The sequence below is a fragment of the Streptomyces sparsogenes subsp. cuspidosporus genome, from assembly GCF_039532705.1.
GTDB classification, from domain to species: Bacteria; Actinomycetota; Actinomycetes; order Streptomycetales; family Streptomycetaceae; genus Streptomyces; species Streptomyces sparsogenes.
The window spans coordinates 1-20,377 of sequence record NZ_BAAASD010000079.1 but is presented as its reverse complement, the minus strand read 5'-3'; the positions used below and the strand labels follow the sequence as shown (position 1 = coordinate 20,377).

The 20,377-nt window shown below is 70.5% G+C and carries 16 protein-coding genes and 2 pseudogenes; 11 read left to right on the top strand and 7 right to left on the bottom strand.

Annotation, left to right across the window (positions count from 1 at the left end; all coding sequences use genetic code 11):
- Positions 1 to 34: 34 nt before the first annotated feature.
- Positions 35 to 247, bottom strand: a complete 213-nt coding sequence (locus tag ABFY07_RS41365; RefSeq protein WP_346179397.1) for a hypothetical protein — start codon at positions 245 to 247, stop codon at positions 35 to 37.
- Between the two features lie 130 nt (positions 248 to 377).
- Between ABFY07_RS41365 and ABFY07_RS43350 the strand changes: the two are divergent.
- Positions 378 to 599, top strand: a pseudogene (locus ABFY07_RS43350) (carbohydrate ABC transporter permease); the annotation flags it as partial.
- Between the two features lie 115 nt (positions 600 to 714).
- Positions 715 to 1,509, top strand: coding sequence for an IclR family transcriptional regulator (locus ABFY07_RS41360; RefSeq protein WP_346179396.1), 795 nt, complete (start codon positions 715 to 717; stop codon positions 1,507 to 1,509).
- Positions 1,510 to 1,557: 48 nt separating this feature from the next.
- Here the strand turns inward: ABFY07_RS41360 and ABFY07_RS41355 are convergent, their stop codons facing one another.
- Entirely contained in the window at positions 1,558 to 3,843 is a 2,286-nt protein-coding gene (locus ABFY07_RS41355) for an FAD-dependent oxidoreductase (RefSeq protein WP_346179395.1), read from the bottom strand.
- A 171-nt stretch (positions 3,844 to 4,014) separates the two neighbouring features.
- Between ABFY07_RS41355 and ABFY07_RS41350 the strand changes: the two genes are divergently transcribed.
- Positions 4,015 to 5,361, top strand: a complete 1,347-nt coding sequence (locus ABFY07_RS41350; RefSeq protein ID WP_346179398.1) for an MFS transporter — start codon at positions 4,015 to 4,017, stop codon at positions 5,359 to 5,361.
- 33 nt (positions 5,362 to 5,394) lie between these two features.
- The gene (locus tag ABFY07_RS41345) at positions 5,395 to 6,681 is read left to right on the top strand and encodes a BNR-4 repeat-containing protein (protein WP_346179394.1); all 1,287 of its coding nucleotides are present in this window, start codon (positions 5,395 to 5,397) and stop codon (positions 6,679 to 6,681) included.
- 128 nt (positions 6,682 to 6,809) lie between these two features.
- Here the strand turns inward: ABFY07_RS41345 and ABFY07_RS41340 are convergent, their stop codons facing one another.
- Complete coding sequence (locus ABFY07_RS41340; protein WP_346179393.1) at positions 6,810 to 7,586, bottom strand: RraA family protein; 777 nt, start codon at positions 7,584 to 7,586, stop codon at positions 6,810 to 6,812.
- Between the two features lie 156 nt (positions 7,587 to 7,742).
- On the opposite strand from ABFY07_RS41340, the gene ABFY07_RS41335 reads away from it, so the two are divergent.
- From ABFY07_RS41335 to ABFY07_RS41315, 5 genes are all read left to right on the top strand, one after another.
- Positions 7,743 to 9,044 (top strand): alpha-L-fucosidase, encoded by a 1,302-nt coding sequence (locus ABFY07_RS41335; protein ID WP_346179392.1) that lies wholly within the window; start codon positions 7,743 to 7,745, stop codon positions 9,042 to 9,044.
- Between the two features lie 180 nt (positions 9,045 to 9,224).
- Positions 9,225 to 10,469 carry an ABC transporter substrate-binding protein gene (locus ABFY07_RS41330; protein WP_346179391.1) on the top strand — a complete coding sequence of 415 codons (1,245 nt, stop codon included), beginning with the start codon at positions 9,225 to 9,227 and terminating at the stop codon, positions 10,467 to 10,469.
- A complete protein-coding gene (locus ABFY07_RS41325) occupies positions 10,448 to 11,374 on the top strand; it encodes a carbohydrate ABC transporter permease (RefSeq protein WP_346179390.1) in 927 nt (308 codons plus the stop codon). Before ABFY07_RS41330 ends, ABFY07_RS41325 begins: the two co-directional genes overlap by 22 nt.
- Positions 11,367 to 12,299, top strand: coding sequence for a carbohydrate ABC transporter permease (locus ABFY07_RS41320; protein WP_346179389.1), 933 nt, complete (start codon positions 11,367 to 11,369; stop codon positions 12,297 to 12,299). Before ABFY07_RS41325 ends, ABFY07_RS41320 begins: the two co-directional genes overlap by 8 nt.
- A gap of 41 nt (positions 12,300 to 12,340) precedes the next feature.
- A complete protein-coding gene (locus tag ABFY07_RS41315) occupies positions 12,341 to 14,314 on the top strand; it encodes a right-handed parallel beta-helix repeat-containing protein (RefSeq protein WP_346179388.1) in 1,974 nt (657 codons plus the stop codon).
- Positions 14,315 to 14,395: 81 nt separating this feature from the next.
- Here ABFY07_RS41315 and ABFY07_RS41310 read toward each other — a convergent pair whose 3' ends face one another.
- From ABFY07_RS41310 to ABFY07_RS41300, 3 genes are all read right to left on the bottom strand, one after another.
- Positions 14,396 to 15,154, bottom strand: a complete 759-nt coding sequence (locus ABFY07_RS41310) for a GntR family transcriptional regulator (RefSeq protein WP_346179387.1) — start codon at positions 15,152 to 15,154, stop codon at positions 14,396 to 14,398.
- 49 nt (positions 15,155 to 15,203) lie between these two features.
- A complete protein-coding gene (locus tag ABFY07_RS41305; protein ID WP_346179386.1) occupies positions 15,204 to 16,199 on the bottom strand; it encodes an acetylxylan esterase in 996 nt (331 codons plus the stop codon).
- Between the two features lie 102 nt (positions 16,200 to 16,301).
- A complete protein-coding gene (locus tag ABFY07_RS41300) occupies positions 16,302 to 17,123 on the bottom strand; it encodes an amidohydrolase family protein (protein ID WP_346179385.1) in 822 nt (273 codons plus the stop codon).
- A 159-nt stretch (positions 17,124 to 17,282) separates the two neighbouring features.
- On the opposite strand from ABFY07_RS41300, the gene ABFY07_RS41295 reads away from it, so the two are divergent.
- Positions 17,283 to 19,181, top strand: a complete 1,899-nt coding sequence (locus tag ABFY07_RS41295; protein ID WP_346179384.1) for a DUF8034 domain-containing protein — start codon at positions 17,283 to 17,285, stop codon at positions 19,179 to 19,181.
- Entirely contained in the window at positions 19,181 to 20,137 is a 957-nt protein-coding gene (locus ABFY07_RS41290) for an aldo/keto reductase (protein ID WP_346179383.1), read from the top strand. The genes ABFY07_RS41295 and ABFY07_RS41290 overlap by 1 nt, the downstream gene beginning before the upstream one ends.
- 77 nt (positions 20,138 to 20,214) lie before the next feature.
- Here the strand turns inward: ABFY07_RS41290 and ABFY07_RS41285 are convergent.
- A pseudogene (locus tag ABFY07_RS41285) lies at positions 20,215 to 20,377 on the bottom strand (IS3-like element ISTesp3 family transposase); the annotation flags it as partial.

The following is a 20,377-nucleotide window of genomic DNA, read 5'->3' as shown; positions in this document are numbered from 1 at the left end:
GCCTCCGCGACCGCGTCCAGGCGGTCGTCTACGCCTACCGCCACGGGCTGGTCACCTGAGGTACGCGCTGACCGTCCGGTACGGCGGCCGGCGCCCCCGTGACCGTGCTCCCCGTTGCTGTGCCGTGCACAGCGACCTCATGACGAAGCGCGAGGATCCCGGCGTTGTTCACGGCGGCCGACCGGCCCAGCAGGAGGAGGCAGCCCAGGAGTCGGCAGAAGATCAGGTAGAGCAGTCCCAGACCCACGATCACTGATCGTGCCCATCCATGGGCGATCGCAAAGCCCCGGGTCAGCCACAGTACGGCAATAAAGACACCCTTCAGGGTTACTTGGCCCCGGTGTCCGGGCCAGGACTTTGGGGCCGTCATGTGCGTCTTCGTATGGAGCTGGAACGAGTTCCTCCATCCGCTCGTCCTGCTCATCTCCAACGAGAACCAGACGGTCCCCTCGGACTGTCCGTCCCGCGAGGCCAGTACGCCAGCGACCCCATGTCCATGAGCGCCGCTGCCCTCCTCGGCGTCATTTCCCGTGATCGTCTTCTTCTCGCTCTTCCAGCGCTCCCTCACGCGCGGCGTCACCGCGGGCGCCGTCAAGTAACCGTGTCCCGTCGGTGCTCATCGCGCGTCCTACGCGGTTCAGGGACGGCCCCGCACCGGGTGATCGCGGTATGGTGATGCAGAGTGTGCAAGTCGCATGCAGACAGAGGAGCGGCATGGTTACTCGGGCGACCGACGCGGGGACGAACCAGAGTGTGGAACGAGCCGTCTCGGTGCTGCGCGCGCTGGATTCGGGGCGGGCCGAACTGCGGGTGTCCGACGTCGCCGAACTGACCGGGCTGGGTTCCTCCACGGCGTCCCGGCTGCTGTCCACCCTGGAGCGGCTCGACATGGTCGAGCGGGATCCGGTGAGCAGTCTGTACCGGCTGAGCCTCGGCACGCTGCCGCTCGCCGCGACCGCCGTCAACCGGCATCCGGTCCACCGCGCGGCACGCATGGTGCTGCAGGAGCTGGCCGCGCGGACGGGGCTCGGCGCGAATGTCGCCGTGCGCCGCGGGGACGTGCTGATGTTCCTGTGCAACTTCGAGGGGGCGCGTGCCCCGAAGTCGTACACGCAGGCCGGGCACACCGCGCCGCTGCACGCGACCGGTATCGGCAAGTGCCTGCTGTCCGGGCTGTCTCCCAAGGAGCGGCGCAAGCTGCTGGCCGAACCGCTCGAGGCGCACACGGAGTTCACCACCGTCAGCCACGACCTGCTCGACGAGGAGCTCGCGGCCGTGCGCCGGAGCGGGTACGCCGTCGAGGCCGAGGAACGGGCGCTTGGCCGGGCCTCGCTTGCGGCGCCGGTGCGCGACGCGTCGGGCGAGGTGGTCGCCGCGGTCTCGCTGTGGGGGCCGACGTCCGTGCTCGGCGGGCAGGACGCGCAGGGGGTTCCCGAGGCGCGGACGGCGCTGGCGCGTGAGGTGATCGAGGCGGCGGACGCCGTCAGTCAGGCGCTGGGCGCCGTGTGAGAACGGCCCGGCCGGCCCCTCGGCGGAGGGGCCGGCCGCCGGCGGGGGCTACTCCCCGTACGCCTTCAGCGCGACGACGTGGGCATGCCGGGCGCCATGCGTCGCGTCCACCCTCAGCCGCAGGGCGCTCGCGCGTACCGGGGTGTCCAGGCGGTGGACGCGATGGCGGCGGCGGTTGCCGGTCACGGCCAGCAGGGTGTGCCAGGTGCCGTCGGGTCCCAGGGCCTGGATGCGGTAGTCGCGGACGAGTTCCGGCATGACCTCGAACGGGGTGCGGTGGCGGTGCAGGTTGTTGAGGTACTCGTCGACGTCGTCGTCGAACACCACGCGCACTTCAACCAGTTGCCGCTCGTGGTCCCAGTCCAGGCGCAGCCATTCGTCGGCCCGCCCGGGGTCGGTCAGCGACTGTGAGGACCACATCTGGGGGCCTCCGTAGGGGCGTTGGAAACCGCGGACGGCCTGTTCGGGGGTGAAGGCGCGGGTGTCGGGGGCGGCCCGGAAGCCGAACGTGTGGCGACGCAGTCCGCGGGCCTGCCACTCCAGGACCAGCTGACCCTCCTCCTCGGGGATGTCGTGGTCGACGGCCGCGTCACCGTCGGCCTTGCGCCGCAGGGCGAGGACACCGTCGACGCGTTCGGGGAGCAGGACCAGCGCGGCTTCGGGGCAGGCGCGGACGATCAGGACGGCATTGCCGGGGGTGTCCGGGCGGTGTTCGAGGCGGGCGGTGACCCAGTGGGGGCCGCCCGGCGGGACGGTCACGGTGGTGGTGGACAGGTGGTCGACCGGGACGGCGTTCTCGGGGCGGCCGGTGCCCCACAGCTCCACCGTGAGCTCCCGGCCGTCGTCGGGGGCGCCGTGGACGAGCAGGTCGACCGTGTCGAGTGCGGGGTCCACCGGCAGTAGGAGCGCGAGGTCGCGCGTGAGGGGATACGGCTCGCCGGGCGCGGCCGGTGTCGGTTCGGCGGCGAGGCGGCGCAGGTGGGAGGAGGCGCTGACGCGGGCTGCGCGGGCGAGGTCGGCGGGGTCGTCGTCGCGTATGCCGATGACCGAGGCGTCCTGCTTGAGCAGCGTGCGGCGCACCTTCTCGGGGTGGTTGTGCGCCAGCTCCCGGGGTGTCAGGCCTTCGGTGACACAGAGCGCGGCGGCGGTCCCGGCGGCCTCGCCGAGCGTGGCGCAGGTCGCCATCACGCGGGTCGCGCCGAAGGCGATGTGGGTGGCGGAGATGTTGCGGCCGGCGAACAGCATGTTGGTGACGTTCGCCGAGTACAGACAGCGCAGCGGAATGTGGAAGATGCCGTCCGCGTAGCGCTGGCGGGCGCCGGGCTCGTCGGCGTACATGCCCTGGACGGGGTGGAGGTCGACGGACCAGCCGCCGAACGCGACCCGGTCCTCGAACTGCCGCTGCTCGAGGATGTCCTGCTGGGTCAGGACGTGGTCGCCGACGAAGCGCCGGTACTCGCGCTTGCCGGGGATGCTGCCGACCCATTCCAGGGTGAGGTTCTCGGCGTCGGGGAACTCGCCCGAGTTCTTGATGTGGTCCCAGATGCCCATGATGACGGCCTGGAGTTCGTCGCGGATGCGCTCGTTGTCGTGGACGGTGTCGAGCTCGCCGCCCCATTCGATCCACCAGTAGTCGCAGCCGTTGTCGCCGGTGCGCAGGACGCGGTTGCGCAGGATCGGCGTGGCCGACAGGTCCTTGGCATGGGCGGGCGCCACGAACTTGACCGGGCGGCCCGTGTCCTTGGTGTGGAAGAGGATCGTCGAGCCGAGCAGCGCCTCGTCGGCCTCATCAGGGGCCCAGGGCTCGCCGTGCTCGGAGCGGGCCTCGCGGCCGGTGCGGTGGCGGGCGCCCGCGAGATGGCCGAGCAGACCGTCGCCGGTGCAGTCGAGGAACTGGCGCGCGTGGAAGGTGATGCGTCGTTCCGATCCCATCATCCAGCCGGTGCATGAATGCAACACGCGTGCATCATGTGGGCCGCTGGCGTCGACCTCGTGGACGTCGGTGTTCAGGTACAGGTCGAGGAGCGGTTCGGCGAGGACCGCGTCCAGGACGACCTGGTCCCAGTAGTACGGGTTGCCCTCGGGGTTGCGGTACTGGTTCTCGGTGTAGAGCTCGCCCATGATTCCGCTCTCCCGCGCCCACCGGTGCACCCCGTGCGCGGTGGCCCCGCACACCCATACGCGCACCTCACTGCTGGCGTTCCCGCCCAGGACGGGCCGGTTGTGGACCAGGGCGACGCGGCGCCCGAGCCGGGCGGCGGCGATGGCCGCGCACGTTCCCGCGAGCCCGCCGCCGATGACGGCGATGTCGTAATGGGCCTCTTCTTCCCGCACGGTGCGGCCTCCTCGATGTGATGCTTGGATGCGGCCATGAACGTACATCACATGCATATTGTGCAACCACTGTTCAGCTAGTGGGATCTGCTGTAAGTTCGCGCCGCAGCGGAGGGCGAACAGCGGCCCCCGCGTGCCGGACAGAGCCGCACAGAAGGCAGGGTGAGCGAGATGACCGACGGGACGACGCAGTACAGAGCACGTCCTCGCGACGAGGAGGGCGCCGGCGACGCGGGCCGGGAGGTCGATGCCGCCGGGCTGCGCAAGGTGCTGGTGGCCGCGGGGCTCGGCCACTTCGTCGAGTGGTTCGACTTCGGGATCTACGGCACCCTCGCGGTGATCCTGGCCCACCACTTCTTCCCCTCGGGCGATCCGCAGGCAGAACTCCTGTCCACCTTCGCCGTGTTCGGCGCCGGTTTCGTGATGCGTCCGCTCGGCGGCCTGTTCTTCGGCTCGCTCGGCGACCGGATCGGACGCCAGCGCACCCTGGCGATCGTCGTCCTCGCCACCTCGGCCTCCACGCTCGCGATGGGCCTGCTGCCCACCCACGCGACGGTGGGCGCGCTCGCCCCGGCACTGCTCGTCCTGTGCCGGCTCCTCCAGGGGTTCGCGGCGGGCGGGGAGAGCGCCGGCGCGACCACGCTGCTCGCCGAGTACTCCCCCGAACGCCGGCGCGGCTTCGTCACCTCCTGGATCGACGCCTCCGGCTTCGCCGCGTTCGTCGCGGGCTCCGGCATCGTGCTGCTGCTGTCGGCCGCGCTGCCCGGTGACGCGATGGACGACTGGGGCTGGCGGCTGCCGTTCCTGCTGGCCGCGCCGCTCGGCATCGCCGGTGTGTATCTGCGTACGCGCCTGGAGGACAGCCCCGAGTTCCGCAAGCTCAAGAGCGAGGGCAACCACTCCCGCTCCCCGCTGCGGGAAAGCTTCGCCACCGCCCGCACCGCCATGCTGCTGTGCACCGGGTTCATGCTGATCAAGGCCGTCGGCCACTGGGCACTGCAGACCTTCATGCCTGGTTATCTGCAGACCACACTGGAGTTCAGCCGCGTCCAGGCCTTCGCCATCACCACCGCCGGTCTCTTCGTGGTGGCCGCCGCGGTGCCGTTCATGGGCGCGCTCTCGGACCGGGTCGGCCGCAGGCCGCTGCTGATCGCGGGCTGCGCCGGGTTCGTGCTGCTGTCCTGGCCGGCGTTCTGGCTGCTCAGCCGGGGCAACGCCGTCCTCGCCGGGGTCGCGATGATCGTGCTCGGCCTGTGCATCGCCGCCTTCGACGGCGCCATCTCCGCGGCACTCGCCGAACTCTTCCCCACCCGCGTGCGCTACGGCGCCATGGCCGTCTCCTACAACATCGCCACGGCCCTGTTCGGCGGCATGACCCCGTACTTCGCGACCTGGCTGATCGGCGCCAGCGGCTACGACCTCTCCCCCGCCTTCTACCTGATGGTCGTCGCCCTCGTCTCCGGCACCGTCGTGCTGCGGGCCCGCGAGACCGCGCCGCTGCGGCGCTCCGCCGCCTGACGCCTTTCCACCACGTCCCCGAAGGAGTCACCCATGCGAAACGTCGGCGCCCGCGCGTTCACCACGTCGGCCGCGGCCCTCACCGCCGCGGTCACTTTCGCCGCGACCGCTCAGGCCACCACCACGACGACCGTGGTCGAGAAGGTCCCGTACGCCATGGACTCGTCGAACCAGGCCGCCTGGTGGACCCCGGCGGCCACCTACAAGGGCAACGGCGAGTACACGTACTTCGCGTTCAACGAGCCCGGCACGACCGAGACCACGCACCGCCCGGCCGTCGCCCGCCGCGCCCCGGACGGCACCTGGAGCCGTCTCCCGCTGCTCAAGGGCGATGGAACGCAGGCCGAGTTCACCGACGACAACGGCCACAACCAGCCCTCCGTCGCCCGCGACGGCAGCGGCCGGCTGCATGTCTTCACATCCATGCACTGCGACACATGGCGCTACTTCCGCTCCGACGCGGCCGGCGGCTCCCTGACCGATCACGCTGGCGAGCTGCCCGACCAGGGCGCGGGCATCACCTACCCCGTGCTGACGACCGCTCCCAACGGCGATCTGTACCTGGCCGCGCGGGTGGGCTGTGCCGCGGACCAACGCCCCGGCAAGCTCTACCACTGGGACAACGCCACCGCGACGTGGAGCGTGGTCGCCACCTTCGGCTCCGCCCCGAACCGTGCCGCCTACCCCGACGACCTCCAGGTCGACGCCGCCGGTCGCGTCCATCTCCTGTACGAGTGGTCCAAGGCCCCCGCGTCCGCCTTCCGCCACCAGCTCTCCTATCTCCGCTACGACCCGGCCACCGGGGAGTTCACCAACCATGCCGGGGCCGCCGTCACCGTCCCCACGACCCCCGACACCTCGGACGTCCTTCAGGGCCTGACCGCCGGCGAGGAGTGGAGCACCGACAACACCGGGTACACCGGGCCCGCGGTGCAGAGCGCCAAACTGACCCTCGACGGCTCGACGCCCAAGGTCGCCTTCCGCTACCGCTCGGCCGACAGCGCGGGCGACTTCCGTGTGTACTACGCCTACCCGAGCGGCGGCGGCTGGGCGCGACAGACCGTGTACGCGGGCGGCCAGACCGCCGCCGCGATCGGCATCACCTGGGACGGGACGGAGGGCAAGCGCGTCTACTACGTGACCGCCGCGGGAGCCGACCGCGTCTTCGCGGCGACCGAGGCCGGCGGTGCCTGGGCGTCGTCGTCGGTCACGCCGGGCCTGACGGCGGACCGGCTCGCGGTGCGGCGGGACGCGGACGGGCAGGACGTGCTCTACCTGCCGGACACCGCGCACAACTCCCTCTACTATGCCCGCCGTTGAGGCTGGGCCCGGCCCGGGGCGGCGTGCTCACGGCACGTCGCCCCGCCGTACGGCGGGCTCGCGCTCTCGCGGGCGATGCGCGCGGGAGCCTCGACGAGCTTGCCCGCGGCGCACGGGGCCAAGCCGCCTCAGGTCGCGGGCCTGCTCGCCAGATACTCCTCCAGGCCCTCGCCCGTGAGCGGGTAGTAGTCGGACAGGCGCCCGCCCTCGTCGAGTCGGCGGCGTGCGAACGCCTCGCGGTCCTGGTGCAGCAGCGCGTCGTCGGCCAGCGCCATCGCACTGTGCTGCGGCACCACGACCGCGCCGTCCTCGTCGGCCACAATGAGATCGCCCGGGGTGACCAGCGTGCCGCCCACCCCGACCGGCACATTGAACGCGGAGGGGAACAGCTCCGTCTGCGACGCGTAGTGCGGTGTGACGCCGGTGCACCAGATCGGCACACCGAGCGCCCTGACCCGGGCCGCGTCCCGCACCCGCCCGTCGACCACGATGCCGGCGCCGCCGCGCAGCTTGAAGTAGCGCACCAGCATGTCGCCGAGGCAGCCGGTGAAGTGGCTGCCGTGGGCCGACACCACCAGCACGTCACCCGGCCGGATGGACTCCAGCACGCCCCACAGCGCGGTGTCGCGCTCGGCGTCCTCCTGCTCCGCCCCGTTGAAGACGTCCTCCCGGCGCGGCAGGAACTGGAGGGTCACGGCGCCGCCGGTGACCTTGACGTCCGGCTCCCGGTGCAGCGGCACGGGGCCGTCGATGAACGTCCGGGTGATGCCCATCTGATGTAGCTTCGCGCAGGCCGTCGCCGCGCTCACGTCCTCGAGCGCCTCCACCATGCGCGCGGTCGGCCGTGCGAAGGACGCGGTGTGCACCGGCGCCCTCATCGACTCGTAGATTCGGGTATCCCCCACCGACGACGTTCCTCGATCCCTGCTCGGGTTCATTCACTTGCCTCTCCGCGCGCTCCCCGCACGCAACACCAGTGACAACATCGCCTATCGATGGTAGATAACAGCTAATCGATTAGTGATGTCAATGCCATCAGTCAACGCCAACAGGAGCCCTCCGTGCCCTCCCTTCCGCCCTCGCCCTCCGAGCCCCTCGCACCCGCCGGCTGGTTCGAGGCCGCACGCTTCGGGCTGTTCGTCCACTTCGGCCTCTACAGCCTCGCGGCGCGGCACGAGTGGGTGCGCAGCCGTGAGGCCATGTCCCAGCAGGCGTACGACCGTTACCTCGAACACTTCGACCCGGATCTGTTCGAGCCCCGGGAGCTGGCGCGCGCCGCCCGCGGGGCCGGGATGCGCTACGCCGTGCTGACCGCGAAGCACCACGACGGTTTCTGCCTGTTCGACTCGGCGCACACCGACTACACGTCGGCGCGTACGGCGGGCCGGGACCTGGTGGCCGAGTTCGCCGACGCGATGCGCGCCGAGGGGCTGCGCGTCGGCCTGTACTACTCGCTTCTGGACTGGCACCACCCGGACTTCCCCGTCGACGAGCACCATCCGCTGCGCGGCACCGGGGCCGCCGACGAGCCGCGGGACCTGGCGCGCTACCGGTCGTATATGCGGGCGCAGGTACGGGAGTTGCTCACCGGGTACGGACCCATCGACCTGCTCTTCTTCGACTTCTCGTATCCCGGGATGGGCCCCGAGGAGTGGGGTGCGCGCGAACTGCTCGCCATGGTGCGCGAGTTGGCGCCCGGCATCCTCGTGAACGACCGGCTCGGCATCCCCGGCGACTACGTGACGCCCGAGCAGTACCAGCCTGACCGCCCCCTGGAGCGGGACGGCGTCCCGGTGATGTGGGAGGCCTGCCACACCCTCAACGGCTCCTGGGGCTACGACCGCGACAACCACGACCACAAGGACCCCGCACTGCTGGTGCGGATGCTGGCGGAGTCGGTCGCGTGCGGCGGCAATCTGCTGCTCAACGTCGGGCCCACCGGCCGTGGCGCGCTGGATCCGCGGGCGCAAGGCACGCTGCGGGCGATCGGCGAGTGGACCCGGCTGCACGGGCGGGCGTTGCACGACGCGGGACCGAGCCCGTACCAGGCACCCGCAAACGCCCTCTACACGCAGTCGGGGCGCCGCCTCTACCTGCATCTGCTCGCCTGGCCGCTGCGCCACGTCCATCTGCCCGGGCTCGCCGGCCGAGTGCGCTACGCCCAACTCCTGCACGACGGCTCGGAGATCGGCTTCCAGGAAATCGACGGGGCGCGCCACGAGCACAACAACCTCGCTCCCCCGGGCAGCCCCGCGGGCACGCTCACCCTGACGCTCCCGGTGGCGCGGCCCGATGTGCTGCTGCCGGTGGTCGAACTGTTCCTCGACGAGGACCCGGGAAAGCGGTTGCCGCAGCACTCTTGAACATGCGAGGGCGCCCCCCATAACATCAGTAATCGATAGACGATTGCTGGACTCGCGCGGCAGCCGCATCTCACATCCCGCGACCCTCTTCCTTCGGCCGGCCCCCTCGTATCGCATGCCACGAGCTCCGCCCGAACATGACCTATCGATTATTCATGACTACGCAATGGAGCGTGTCCCATGAGAGCAATGTGGCGCCGGACCTGTGCGCTCGCCGTGGCTCCGCTGGTGATGGCGTCGGCCGTCGCCTGCGGCGGCGGGTCCGACCAGGCCGCGGAGGGCACGACCCTCCGCGTCATCGTGAACATCACGCCGAATCTGACGGAGAAGTACTGGAACGACCTCTTCGCGAAGTACGAGAAGGCGCACCCCGGCGTGATGGTCAAGCTCGAACTGACCGGCACGGTCGCGGCGGACGCGAAGCTGCGCCAGGACCTCGCCGCCGGCGATCCGCCGGACGTGGCGCAGCAGATCACGCCGACGGCCGACACCGCGCAACTCTTCGCCGACCTGTCAGACCAGCCCTGGACCGCGAAGACGCCGCTGGCCGACCAGTACGCGATCGGCGGCAAGCACTACGTGGTCGGCGTGGGCGAGCAGATCCAGTCACTGGTCTTCTACAACAAGGCCGCCTTCAAGAAGGCGGGGGTGGACGCCGACGCGATCCGGACCATAGACCAATTCACCGCGGCCATGGGCAAGTTGAAGGACGTCGGCTACAAGCCCCTGCAGACCGCCGGGCAGTGGGTCACCGGGGGACAGTTCTCGATGATGGCCGACGCGGGCGTGCTCACCGCCGACCCGAAGTGGACGGCCGAGCGCAACAAGGGCAAGAGGTCCTTCGCCGACAGCGGCTATCTGCCCTATCTCCAGCACTACAAGGGCTGGATCGACAAGGGCTACCTCGACAAGAGCGCGCTCGGCCTCACCTACGCGGACGGCCAGACGGCGTTCCTGAACGGCAAGTCGGCGATGTACATCATGGGGTCGTTCTTCGTGCCCGCCGCGGACGCCGCGAAGAAGAGCGACGGCATCGGCGTGTTCACGATGCCGACCGACGGAGCGTACCCGTCGGGCCAGTTCGGCAACATCTGCAACCCGTACGTCGTGGTGAACAAGTCGCGCCACAAGGCCGAGGCCATCTCATTCGTGAAGTGGGCGACCACCGACCCGGAGGCCATCAGGAGCCAGCTCGCCTCCGACGGAAATCTGCGCGGCGGCTTCACGTACCCGATGTCGAGCCTGGGGACGTCGGTGCAGAAGATCCTGGACAAGGCTCCGTCGGTGATCGTGAAGTCCGGTGCGAACCAGCCGATCGCCGGGTTCAGCGACGAGCTCAACAAGCAGGTCCAGTCCCTGTACATGGGCGCCTCCCCCAAGGCCGTCGCCGACGGATTGGACAAGTGGTGGAACTCGCAGGGCTGAGCGGGGCGCAGCGGCTCGGACGGCGCCGGGCCCGGCTGCGGGAGACGGCAGTCTCCCTCGGGATGATCGGCCCGGCCGTCCTGCTCTACACGCTGATGACGGTCGTGCCGGTCGGGGTCGCCCTGTATCTCAGCCTCACCGACTGGGACGGGTTCTCGACGGCCGCGTTCATCGGGCTCGACAACTACAAGCACCTCTTCGACGACCCGAGTTCGACGGACGCCTGGTATGTGACGGCACTCGTCGCGGCGCTCGGAACCGTGCTGATGGTGGGCCTCGGGCTCGTGTACGCGCTCGCGCTCAAGGCCAAGTCGCGCACGAACTCCTTCTTCCGGGCCGTCGCCTACTTCCCCCACGTGATCAGCGCGCTGATCCTCGGCTATCTGTGGGCGGCGATCCTCGGCACGAACGGCGCGATCAACAACACCCTCGCGAAGTTCGGCATCGCGCCGGTCGGCTTCCTCTTCGACGACAAGTTCGCGCTGATCTCGCTGATCGCCGTCATCGTGTGGGCCGGATTCGGCTTCAACGTCGTCCTGTTCGTGGCGGCGCTGCAGACCGTACCGGCCGAGCTGCTCGAGGCGGCCGCGATCGACGGGGCGAGCAGGCGGCAGACCGACCTGCGGGTGGTGATCCCGATGATCGCGCCCGTGGTGACCGTGGCGACGGTGCTGAACCTGGTGGGGCTCATCCGCGCGTACGACATCGTGGTGAGCCTGACCGGTGGCGGTCCGGCCGGATCGACCCAGACGTTCACGTATCTCATTCTCGCCCGGTCCTTCGAGGGCACCAAGGTCGGCTACGCGACCGCGCAGGCGGTGTTCCTGATGGTGGTGTCCGCCGTGCTCGCCCTCCTCGTGACGGCGCTGCGCAATCGTCAGGACCAGGCCGCGACAGGTGGTTGAGGAGCCGGTGGTGGTGGTACTAGAGACAAAACCCGACGACAGGCCGACGACCGGGCCGGCGCACAGCGCCGACGGCAAGCGCGGCGCCGGGCGCAAAAAGCCGCGCTCGCCTGTGCGCTGGGCGCTGCTCGGCGTGCTGTTCGTCGTGATGATCGTGCCGATCTATCTGCTCGTCGTGAACGCTTTCAAGTCGCAGCAGGACATCCTCGACAACCCGTTCTCCATCCCGCTCGGCAAGCTCACCTTCGCGCACATGTCGGCGGCGATCAGCAGCCCGCAGTTCAACGTGATCGGCGGGTACGGCTTCACGCTGTTCCTCGTCGTGGTCGTGGACGTGCTGTGCATCCTGCTCGCGGGCCCGGCCGCATACGTCATCGCGCGCAGCCTCAAGCGGCGTACGCAGCTGGTGCTGCTGTACTTCCTGGCCGGGACGTTCATCCCGGGTGCCGCCGTGATCATTCCGGTGATCTACGTGCTGCGCGAGGTCGGCCTGGCCAACACGGTGACCGGTCTGATCGCGCACGACGTGGCGTCCACGCTGCCGGTGAGCATCTTCTTGTTCGTCGGGTTCATCCGCACCATCCCGGTGGACATCGACCATGCGGCGACGATCGACGGGGCGGGCCGCTACCGGACGTTCTGGACCATCGTCTTTCCCCTGATGCGTCCGGCGGTCGTCACGGTCCTGATCCTCAACTCGATCGGGATCTGGAACGACTTCGTCTCCCCGCAGATCCTGCTGAGCCCGTCCTCCGGGCACTACACGGTGACGACGGCGATCTACGCCGGCATCAGCCAGTACTCGACGGACCTCACGAAGGTGTTCCCCAACCTTCTGCTCGCCGTCGCGCCCGTCGTCATCTTCTTCATCTACATGCAGCGCCACATCATCAGCGGGCTCACGGTGGGTGCCGTGAAGGGCTGACCTCCGCGTTGTCCGTCGACCTCAGAAGGAAGGATCACGGAGTGTCCAGGAGATGGAGACATCTGTCCGCGGCCACCCTGCTCACCGCGCTGACAGTGGTCGCGGTCGGTCATCCGGCGGCGGCCCATCCGCCCCGGTCCCAGGCGGGCCGGACCTACTACGTCGGCCCGTACGGCGATGATGCCAACGCCGGCACCGACGCCACGTACCCCTTCCGGCACATCCAGAAGTGCGCGGACATCATGGTGCCCGGCGACACGTGCGAGATCGTCTCGGGCTCGTACGAGGAGACGGTGGTCCCGGCCCGGTCCGGCACCGCGGAGCTGCCGATCACGTACAAGGCCGCGGTGGGCGCCGACGTCACCGTGAACGGGGCCTCGCGGCTGACCGGCTTCGATCCGGTCACCGCCGCCGACATCACCGAAATCGCGAAGAGTGATCCGTTCGCCGCCGGCTCGCAGTTCAGCGACGCGGTGGCGGCCGGGCACATCTACAGCACCGACGTGGACCTCGGCTCGGACGTGTCGACGGTCCAGGTGTTCACCGACAAGAAGATGGACATCGAGGCCCAATGGCCTTATCCCGGCCTGGACTTGCTGGGACCCACGCTGCAGTACGCCGGTGCGGGCAGTACGAACGCCACGATCTCCGACGCGGCGCTGACCCGCCCCGCGGGATACTGGGACGGCGCACGTGCCCTCACCGGCTACTGGTACATCTCGGCCACCGGCACCGTGAAGAGTTCGGCGGTCGGCTCGGTGACCCTCGACGTGGCGCCGCCGTGCGTCCACAAAGTCGTACCGCACGAGACCCGGTACTCCCTCTCCGGGAAGATCGGTGAACTCGCGCGCCCCGGCGAGTGGTTCTACGACCCGACGGCCAAGAAGCTGTACGTGTACGGGGACGACGATCCGGACAACCACCGGGTGGAGGCCAAGCGGCGCACCCTGGGCTTCGACCTGACGAACACCAGCCACACGAAGGTGTCGGGCATCAAGCTCTTCGCGACGACCGTGCAGACGGGCGCGACGAGCACGGGCGTGACGCTGGACGGCATCAAGGGCCAGTACCTGTCGCACTACACGGACATCACGCGCGGCGCGACGGACTGCGGCACGACGGTGACGCGGGGCGTCGCGGACACGGGCCTGATCATCAACGGCACCCACAACAAGGTGATCAACAGTGATCTGTCGCTGAGCGCGGGCAACGGCATCGCGCTGCGCGGCCAGAACAACACGGCCACCGACAACGTGATCCACGATGTCGACTACATGGGCACGTACGCGGCCGGCATCGCCGTGCAGGGCAACAGCCAGACGGTCACCCACAACACGATCTCGCGGGTCGGCCGCAGCGGCATCAACCTGCAGTGGAACACCGTGGAGGGGCTCGAACCCGGCAAGGACGTGATCGCGTACAACGACGTCTCGGGGTACGCGCGGCTCAGCCTCGACGTCGCCGCGATCTACACCTGCTGCAGCGCGTACATGATGGGCTCGTCCCTCGACCACAACGTGCTGCACGACCCGGATCCGAGCACCAAGTCGTCGACGTTCGGCATCTCGGGCATCTACGCCGACAACGGGCAGAGCGATCTGGTCATCGCGAACAACGTGGGCTGGGGCAACCGCGAGGGCACGGTGATGCTCAACGGGCTCGGGACCGGGTCGCACGACAACCTGGTGGCCAACAACACCGGCGGGATGACCCTCTTCTACGTGAAGGAGCCGGGGCAGTCGACCGGCACGAAGATCTACAACAACATCGGGACGATCCGGGGACTGAGCGGCGCGACCGACGGCGGGCTCGTGCTGTCCAACAACCTGCCCCCGGACGTCGATCCGCTGTTCGTCGACGCGGCGGCGCACGACTACCGACTGTCGGCCGACTCACCGGCACGCAACGCGGCGATCGCACTGCCCCGCATCAACGACGGATCGACCGATCCGACGCCGAGCCTGGGCGCGTACCAGTACGGGGCGCCCCAGTGGACCGCGGGAGCCCGCGGTTAGCAGGATGACAAGGCCGGACCACAAGGCCGAGGCCCGAGCCGGGATTCCGGCTCGGGCCTCGGCCGTCGTGCGGTCGGCGGGTCAGGGCTTCTTGGCCGCGGCCTTCCGTGGCTTCTTCGCCTTCCCGGTCGCCCCGGGCGCTCTCGTCATGCGGGCGTCCGGGACCGGTCCGCGGCCGGCGGCGTGGTCGGCGAACGCCGCGGCCGCCTTCCCAGCGTCCCCGGAACGCAGCAGTTCGACCAGGCGGCCGTGCTCGTCGGCCATGGCGCTCCAGTCGCCGTCGAAGAGCGGGTCCGAGATGGCGCGCAGGGTCCGCAGGCTGGGCTCGATGACCTCCCACATGCGGGCCAGGAACGGGTTGCCCGAGATCTGGCTGACCAGCGCGTGGAACTCGATGTCGGCGTCCCGGAACCGGCTCACGTCGTGCGCCGCGACCGCGGCGTGCATCCGCTCCACCAGCGCGTCGAGCTCACGCAGAGAGTCGTCGGTGAGGTGCTCGGTGGCGAGCTGGGCGGCCAGCCGCTCCATCGGTTCGCGCACCTGGCGGGCGTACTCGGCGTCCTTCGAGGAGATCTCTACGACGAAGTGCCCGCGGCGCGGGACGTGCATGAGCAGGCCCTCACGGGCGAGCCGCTTGACCGCCTCGCGCACCGGGGCCTGGCTCACGCCGAGGCGCCGCGCGATCTCCGACTCGACCACGCGCTCGTTCGGCGCGAGGTCGCCGTCGACGACGGCCTGGCGCAGCAGGTCGTACACCTGGTCGGAGATCAGGGTCTTGCGGAAGCGGTCCTTGTTGGTGGCCAGCGTGGAGACGAATCCAGCCGACGCATTCGATGCCATGAATTCCCAATCGTGCGACGGAGCGAGCCGGTTGTGCCATGATACGCGCTCATCGTCTATCGATGGTGTCCACCAGCCGCTTGGCGAGCCAGTCCAGCTTGACGACCTCGTGGGCGGGGCCGCCGCCCTCGTGGTCGTTGAAGGGGTACGCGCAGATCTGCTTGTCCGCCTGGGCCGGCACGCGCTCGGCACCGTAGTGGTTGAAGGCCGCGTACACCGTCGACGGCGGGCAGATGTGGTCCATCAGGCCCGCCGAGAACAGGGCCGGCGCGGTGGCCCTGCGGGCCATGCTGACGCCGTCGAAGTAGGCCATCGTGCGGGCGACCGTGGCCGCGTGCTCCCGGTGCAGTTTCACGAACTGCGCGACCTCGACGTACGGCGGGCGGTCGGTGAGCGTGGTGGCGCGCGGGAAGTGGCACAGGAACGGAACATCCGGCATGACGCCGACGAGATCGGGCACCAGGCCCGCCGCGGCGAGCGCGATGCCGCCGCCCTGGCTGGTGCCGGTGACGACGACGCGCGCCGGGTCGACGGCGGGGTGGGTGCGCACGGCAGTGACGGCGCGGACCGCGTCGGCGTAGAGGCGCCGGTAGTAGTAGCGGTGCGGGTCGAGGACGCCGCGGGTGAGGAAGCCGGGGGCGGCTATGTCGCCGGTGGCCGGGTCCGGGTCGGGGGTCTCGGCGCCCTGGCCGCGGGTGTCCATGACGAAGTGGGCGTATCCGGCGCAGGCCCACAGCCGCTTCTCGTGCGGGGCGCCCCGGCCGCTGCCGTACCCCAGGTACTCCACGACAGCGGGCAGCGGGCCGGTGCGGGTCACCGGCAGGTGCAGCCAGCCGCGCACCGGATGCCCGCCGTATCCGGCGAAGGTCACGTCGAAGGTGTCGATCGTGGCCAGTCCGTTGTGGACGGGGTCGAACGTGGCGGCGGTGGCGAACTGCTCCTGCTCGGCGAGGGTTTCCTGCCAGAACGCGTCGAAGTCGGCGGGCTCGGGCAGGTCGGGGCGGTATCTCTCGAGCTCGTCCAGGGGCAGGTCGAAGAAAGCCATGGAGCGTCTCCGCGGAGGTCGTGGCCGGCCGGGCCGGGCCGGGGTAGTCGGTCATCGCCTATCGATCATCGAGGGGATCGAATCAGGGTGCTTCGCGGCGTGTCAACCACGCAGCCCGTACACCCGCACGGCGTTCGTGTGCAGGACGTCCTCCCGCTGCCGGGCCGTGAGGTGGGCGAGGCCGAGCCGGGACAGGGCCAGCGAGTCGGCGCGGCTCCCGCGGGGCAGGCAGATCGGCCAGTCGGATCCGATCAGGCAGCGCTGCGGGCCGACGGCGTCCACGACGCGGCGGACCAGGGCCGCGACCCGTTCGTGCGGGACGCCGTGCTGCTGGGTCAGCAGGCCGGAGATCTTCACGACGACGTTCGGCGCCGCGGCGGCCCGGTCGAGGTCCGAGTACCACTCCCCCGGGTCCGTGTGCAGGTTCGGCGGGTTGCCGAGGTGGTCGACGACCACGGTGAGCGCCGGATGCGCGGCGGCCACGTCGGCGGCCGTGCTCAACGCGCCTGCGAGGAGGTTGAGTTCGAGGACGACACCGGCGTCGGCGAGGACCGGGAGCAGGGCGCGGGCGGGCACGGGGGTGTCCGTCCAGCGCGGGCCGCCGAGCCGCATCCCGTTGGGGCGGCTCTCGCCCGGCTCTGTGAGCAGGGCGCGCAGCCGGTGCGGTCCGGCGTCGGCGTGGGCGTGCAGGTTCGCGACGTGTCCCGCGACGAGGTCCGGCCGCAGCAGCCGCGCCTCGCGCAGGGCGTGTGTCTCGCCGGCGTCGCCCCGGGAGGCCTCGACGAGGATCGCCCCGGACAGGTCCGGGTCCGTCCCCGAGGCGGCCAGGTCGTCCGTGTCGAAGGTCCGGTGGTGTGCGCTGTCGGGGCGGATCCAGGGGAATCCCAGGGCCGGGTCCCACAGATGGACATGGCAGTCGATCATGGTCGGCAGCCTCCTCGGGGGCGTTCCGGAGTATTGACACGTCGGCTCGCGTCGATGAGTCTAACCATCGGCTATCGATGGTCGATTGCGAGGGGTGGGTGCACATTGATGCACGGGACTGAGCTGAGCGGCGCTGCGGACGGCGGAAGCGGTGCGTCGATGAGGGCCGCGACCGGGCCCGGCCTGCGCCTGCGCCTGCAAGCTGACCGCCCCGTCGCGGACGTCCCCCGATGGGCCACGCTGCAGCGGGAGTTGTTCGCTCTCCAGGACAAGGCGTGGCGGGTGTTCGCCGACCGGTACACCGAGAGCGACGGACGCCTCGTGTTCCGCGACACGCTGGGCCGGGGCCTTGACGGCCGCGACGGCGTGGACGACTTCTACGAACCCTTCTTCAACTGGCCGACGCTGTACGTCCTCGGCGGCAGCACGGAGCTGCTGACCGCGGCGCGCCGCCACTGGTACGGGGTGAGCGCGCAGCTCACCGAGATGGGCATGCTGCAAGACGGCCTGGAGCGCGGCTACGACTGGTTCCATCAGGGCGAGGGGCTGCTGCTGTTCTACGGGCTGTGCCTGGCCGATCCGGGCGATGCCCAACTGCGCGAACTGGCCTGCCGTTTCGCCGACTTCTACCTTCCGGGCGGCCCGAACTACGACCCCGTACACCGGGTGATCCGGGCACCGCACAACGGGTCGGCGGGCCCCCGGTGGGGGTTCAGCGACGAGGACGCCTACTTCCCGTGGAGCCTCGCGCTGCGCCCCTACGGGCTGCCGCTCGACGGCATGCCGGACGTGACGTCCTTCGACGAGCTGGCGGCGTCCCCCGAGCGGGCCCGCGCCTACGGCCGTGCGATGCGGGACCGGATGGGCCGCGGCGACACGCTCGTGAACCTGGCGGCGACCGGGCTCGCCACCAACGCCCATCTGCTCGGCGGCGGGCAGCGCTACGCGGACTGGGTGGCCGAGTACGCCGGCGTCTGGCTCGAGCGGCTCGCCGGGCACGACGTCGTACCGGACAACGCCGGGCTGAGCGGGCAGGTCGGCGAGTACCTGGCCGGCCGGTGGTACGGCGGGCACTACGGATGGTCGTGGCCGCACGGGTTGTCCTCGGTCGCCAGCGGCACCCTGGTCGGCGCGTCCAACGCCACTCTGCTGACCGGTGACACGGCCTTCCTGGACCTGGCCCGCAATCCGCTGGACGCGGTGCTGGGCCGGGCCGAGCAGCGCGGTGCGGACGAGCGGGGCACGCTCGGCGAACGCTGGGACCCCCATCTCGCGGCGATGACCGCCGACCGCACCCTGATGGTCCCGCAGCGCCACAACGACTCCGGCTGGTTCGACTTCACCGTCATGCCGGGACAATTCCCGCTGTCCCTGTGGCACTTCAGCCGGGCGGAGGCGGACCGGGAGCGGATCGAGGTGCTGCGGGCCGGCTCGCACTGGGACTGGACGGCGGTGCACACCCAGCGCATCAAGGACGAGGCGGGGCACGAGGAGCCCTGGTACGAGTTCTTGCAGGGCCGCAACCCGGACTTCCCCGAGCGGATGCTGCGCAGCGCGCTCGCCTCGTGCCAGGAGCGGCTCGACGCCATCGCCGGGGACCCGGTGGACCCGGCCGTCGGGCCGGACGCCCTCGGCATCCACCACTGGCAGCAGCTCAATCCGGTGCTGACCGAGGCACTGCTGCAGCTGACCACGGGCTCTCCGCAGGTCCTCTACAACGGCGGTCTCGCCCATCTTCATCTGCGCTACCACGACGCCGTGGAGCGGCGCCCGGGGCTGCCGCCGGACGTCGCCGCGCTCGTCACGGACATCCGTCCGGACCACACGGTGGCGGAGCTGGTCAATCTGGGCGACGCGGCGCGCTCGGTGGTCGTGCAGGCGGGTTCCTTTGCCGAGCACGTCGTGCACACCGTCCGCGTCGACGACGGGCCCGCGCACGAGGTGGGCGGCCCGTACTGCCGTGTGGAGCTGCCCGGCCGCACGCGGGTGCGGCTGACACTGACCATGACCCTGCGAGCCGGCCGACCCGCGTACAACTCCCCCTGGCAGGAAGCGTGATGATCGCGTCCACGACCGACCGGGCCGCGTCCCGGACGCCCTTCGCCCTCCCCCGCATCGGCATCGGGACCGCGCCGCTGGGCGGGCTGTTCGAGGAGGTGTCCGAGCAGGACGCCGCCGCCACACTGCGCGCCGCTGCCGAGGCAGGGATCAGCTACTTCGACACCGCACCGCGCTATGGGCACGGCCAGGCCGAGGAGCGCCTCGGCCGACTGCTCGCGCCGGCCGGGATCACCGAGCCGGTCGTCTCCACGAAGGCCGGGTGGCTGCTGCGCCCCGGGCCCGGCGGCGCGCCGGGCGAGGTCGTCACGGACTGGACGGAGGCCGGGATCCGCCGTTCGCTGGAGTCGAGCCTGACCCGGCTGGGCCGGTCCTCGGTCGACGTCCTGTATCTGCACGACCCGGACGACTACCCGGAGGAGGTCGGGCGCACGGCCTATCCGGCGGTGCGCAGGCTGCGCGACGAGGGGCTGGTGCGCGCGATCGGGTTCGGCATGAACCACAGCGCGCCTCTGGCCGCGTACGTGGCCGAGTTCGAGGTGGACGTGGTCCTCATCGCGGGCCGGTTCACGCTGCTCGACCACGAGGCACTGTCGACGTTGCTGCCGCTGTGCGCGCGGACCGGCACGGCCGTGGTCGTGGGCGGCGTCTTCAACACCGGTCTGCTCGCGGACCCGTCGCCCGACGCGATGTTCAACTACCGTCCTGTGCCCCGGCGGGAGCTGGCCCGGGCGCAGGAGTGCCGGGCGCTGTGCGACGGGTTCGGGGTGCCCTTGTCCGCGGCCGCGGTCCAGTTCCCGTTCCTGCATCCGGCGGTCGGCTCGGTGGTCGTCGGCTGCCGGTCCGCGGCCGAGGTGAGCGCGAACGCGGCGGCGGCACGCCTCCCCGTCCCCGACGAGCTGTGGGAGCAGCTGGCCGACGGCGGGTTCGTGCCGCGGTCGTTGCTGGAGGGCTGAGACGTCGTTTCACTTGGCCAGTCGGCGGCAACATATGAGGGTCGCGGCGATGGCCGCTTCACGCCGTAGCGGCGCTGGTGGTCGGCGACGAACTGGAAGCGGTTCACCAGCGCGTCTCCCCGGCGAAATACTTGGCCGCCTTCCGCAGGATCTCGCGTTCCTCCTCCAGTTCGCGGACCTTCTTGCGCAGGGCCGCGTTCTCCGTCTCCAGCGGCGTGGGCGGCTCGGCGGGCGCATCCG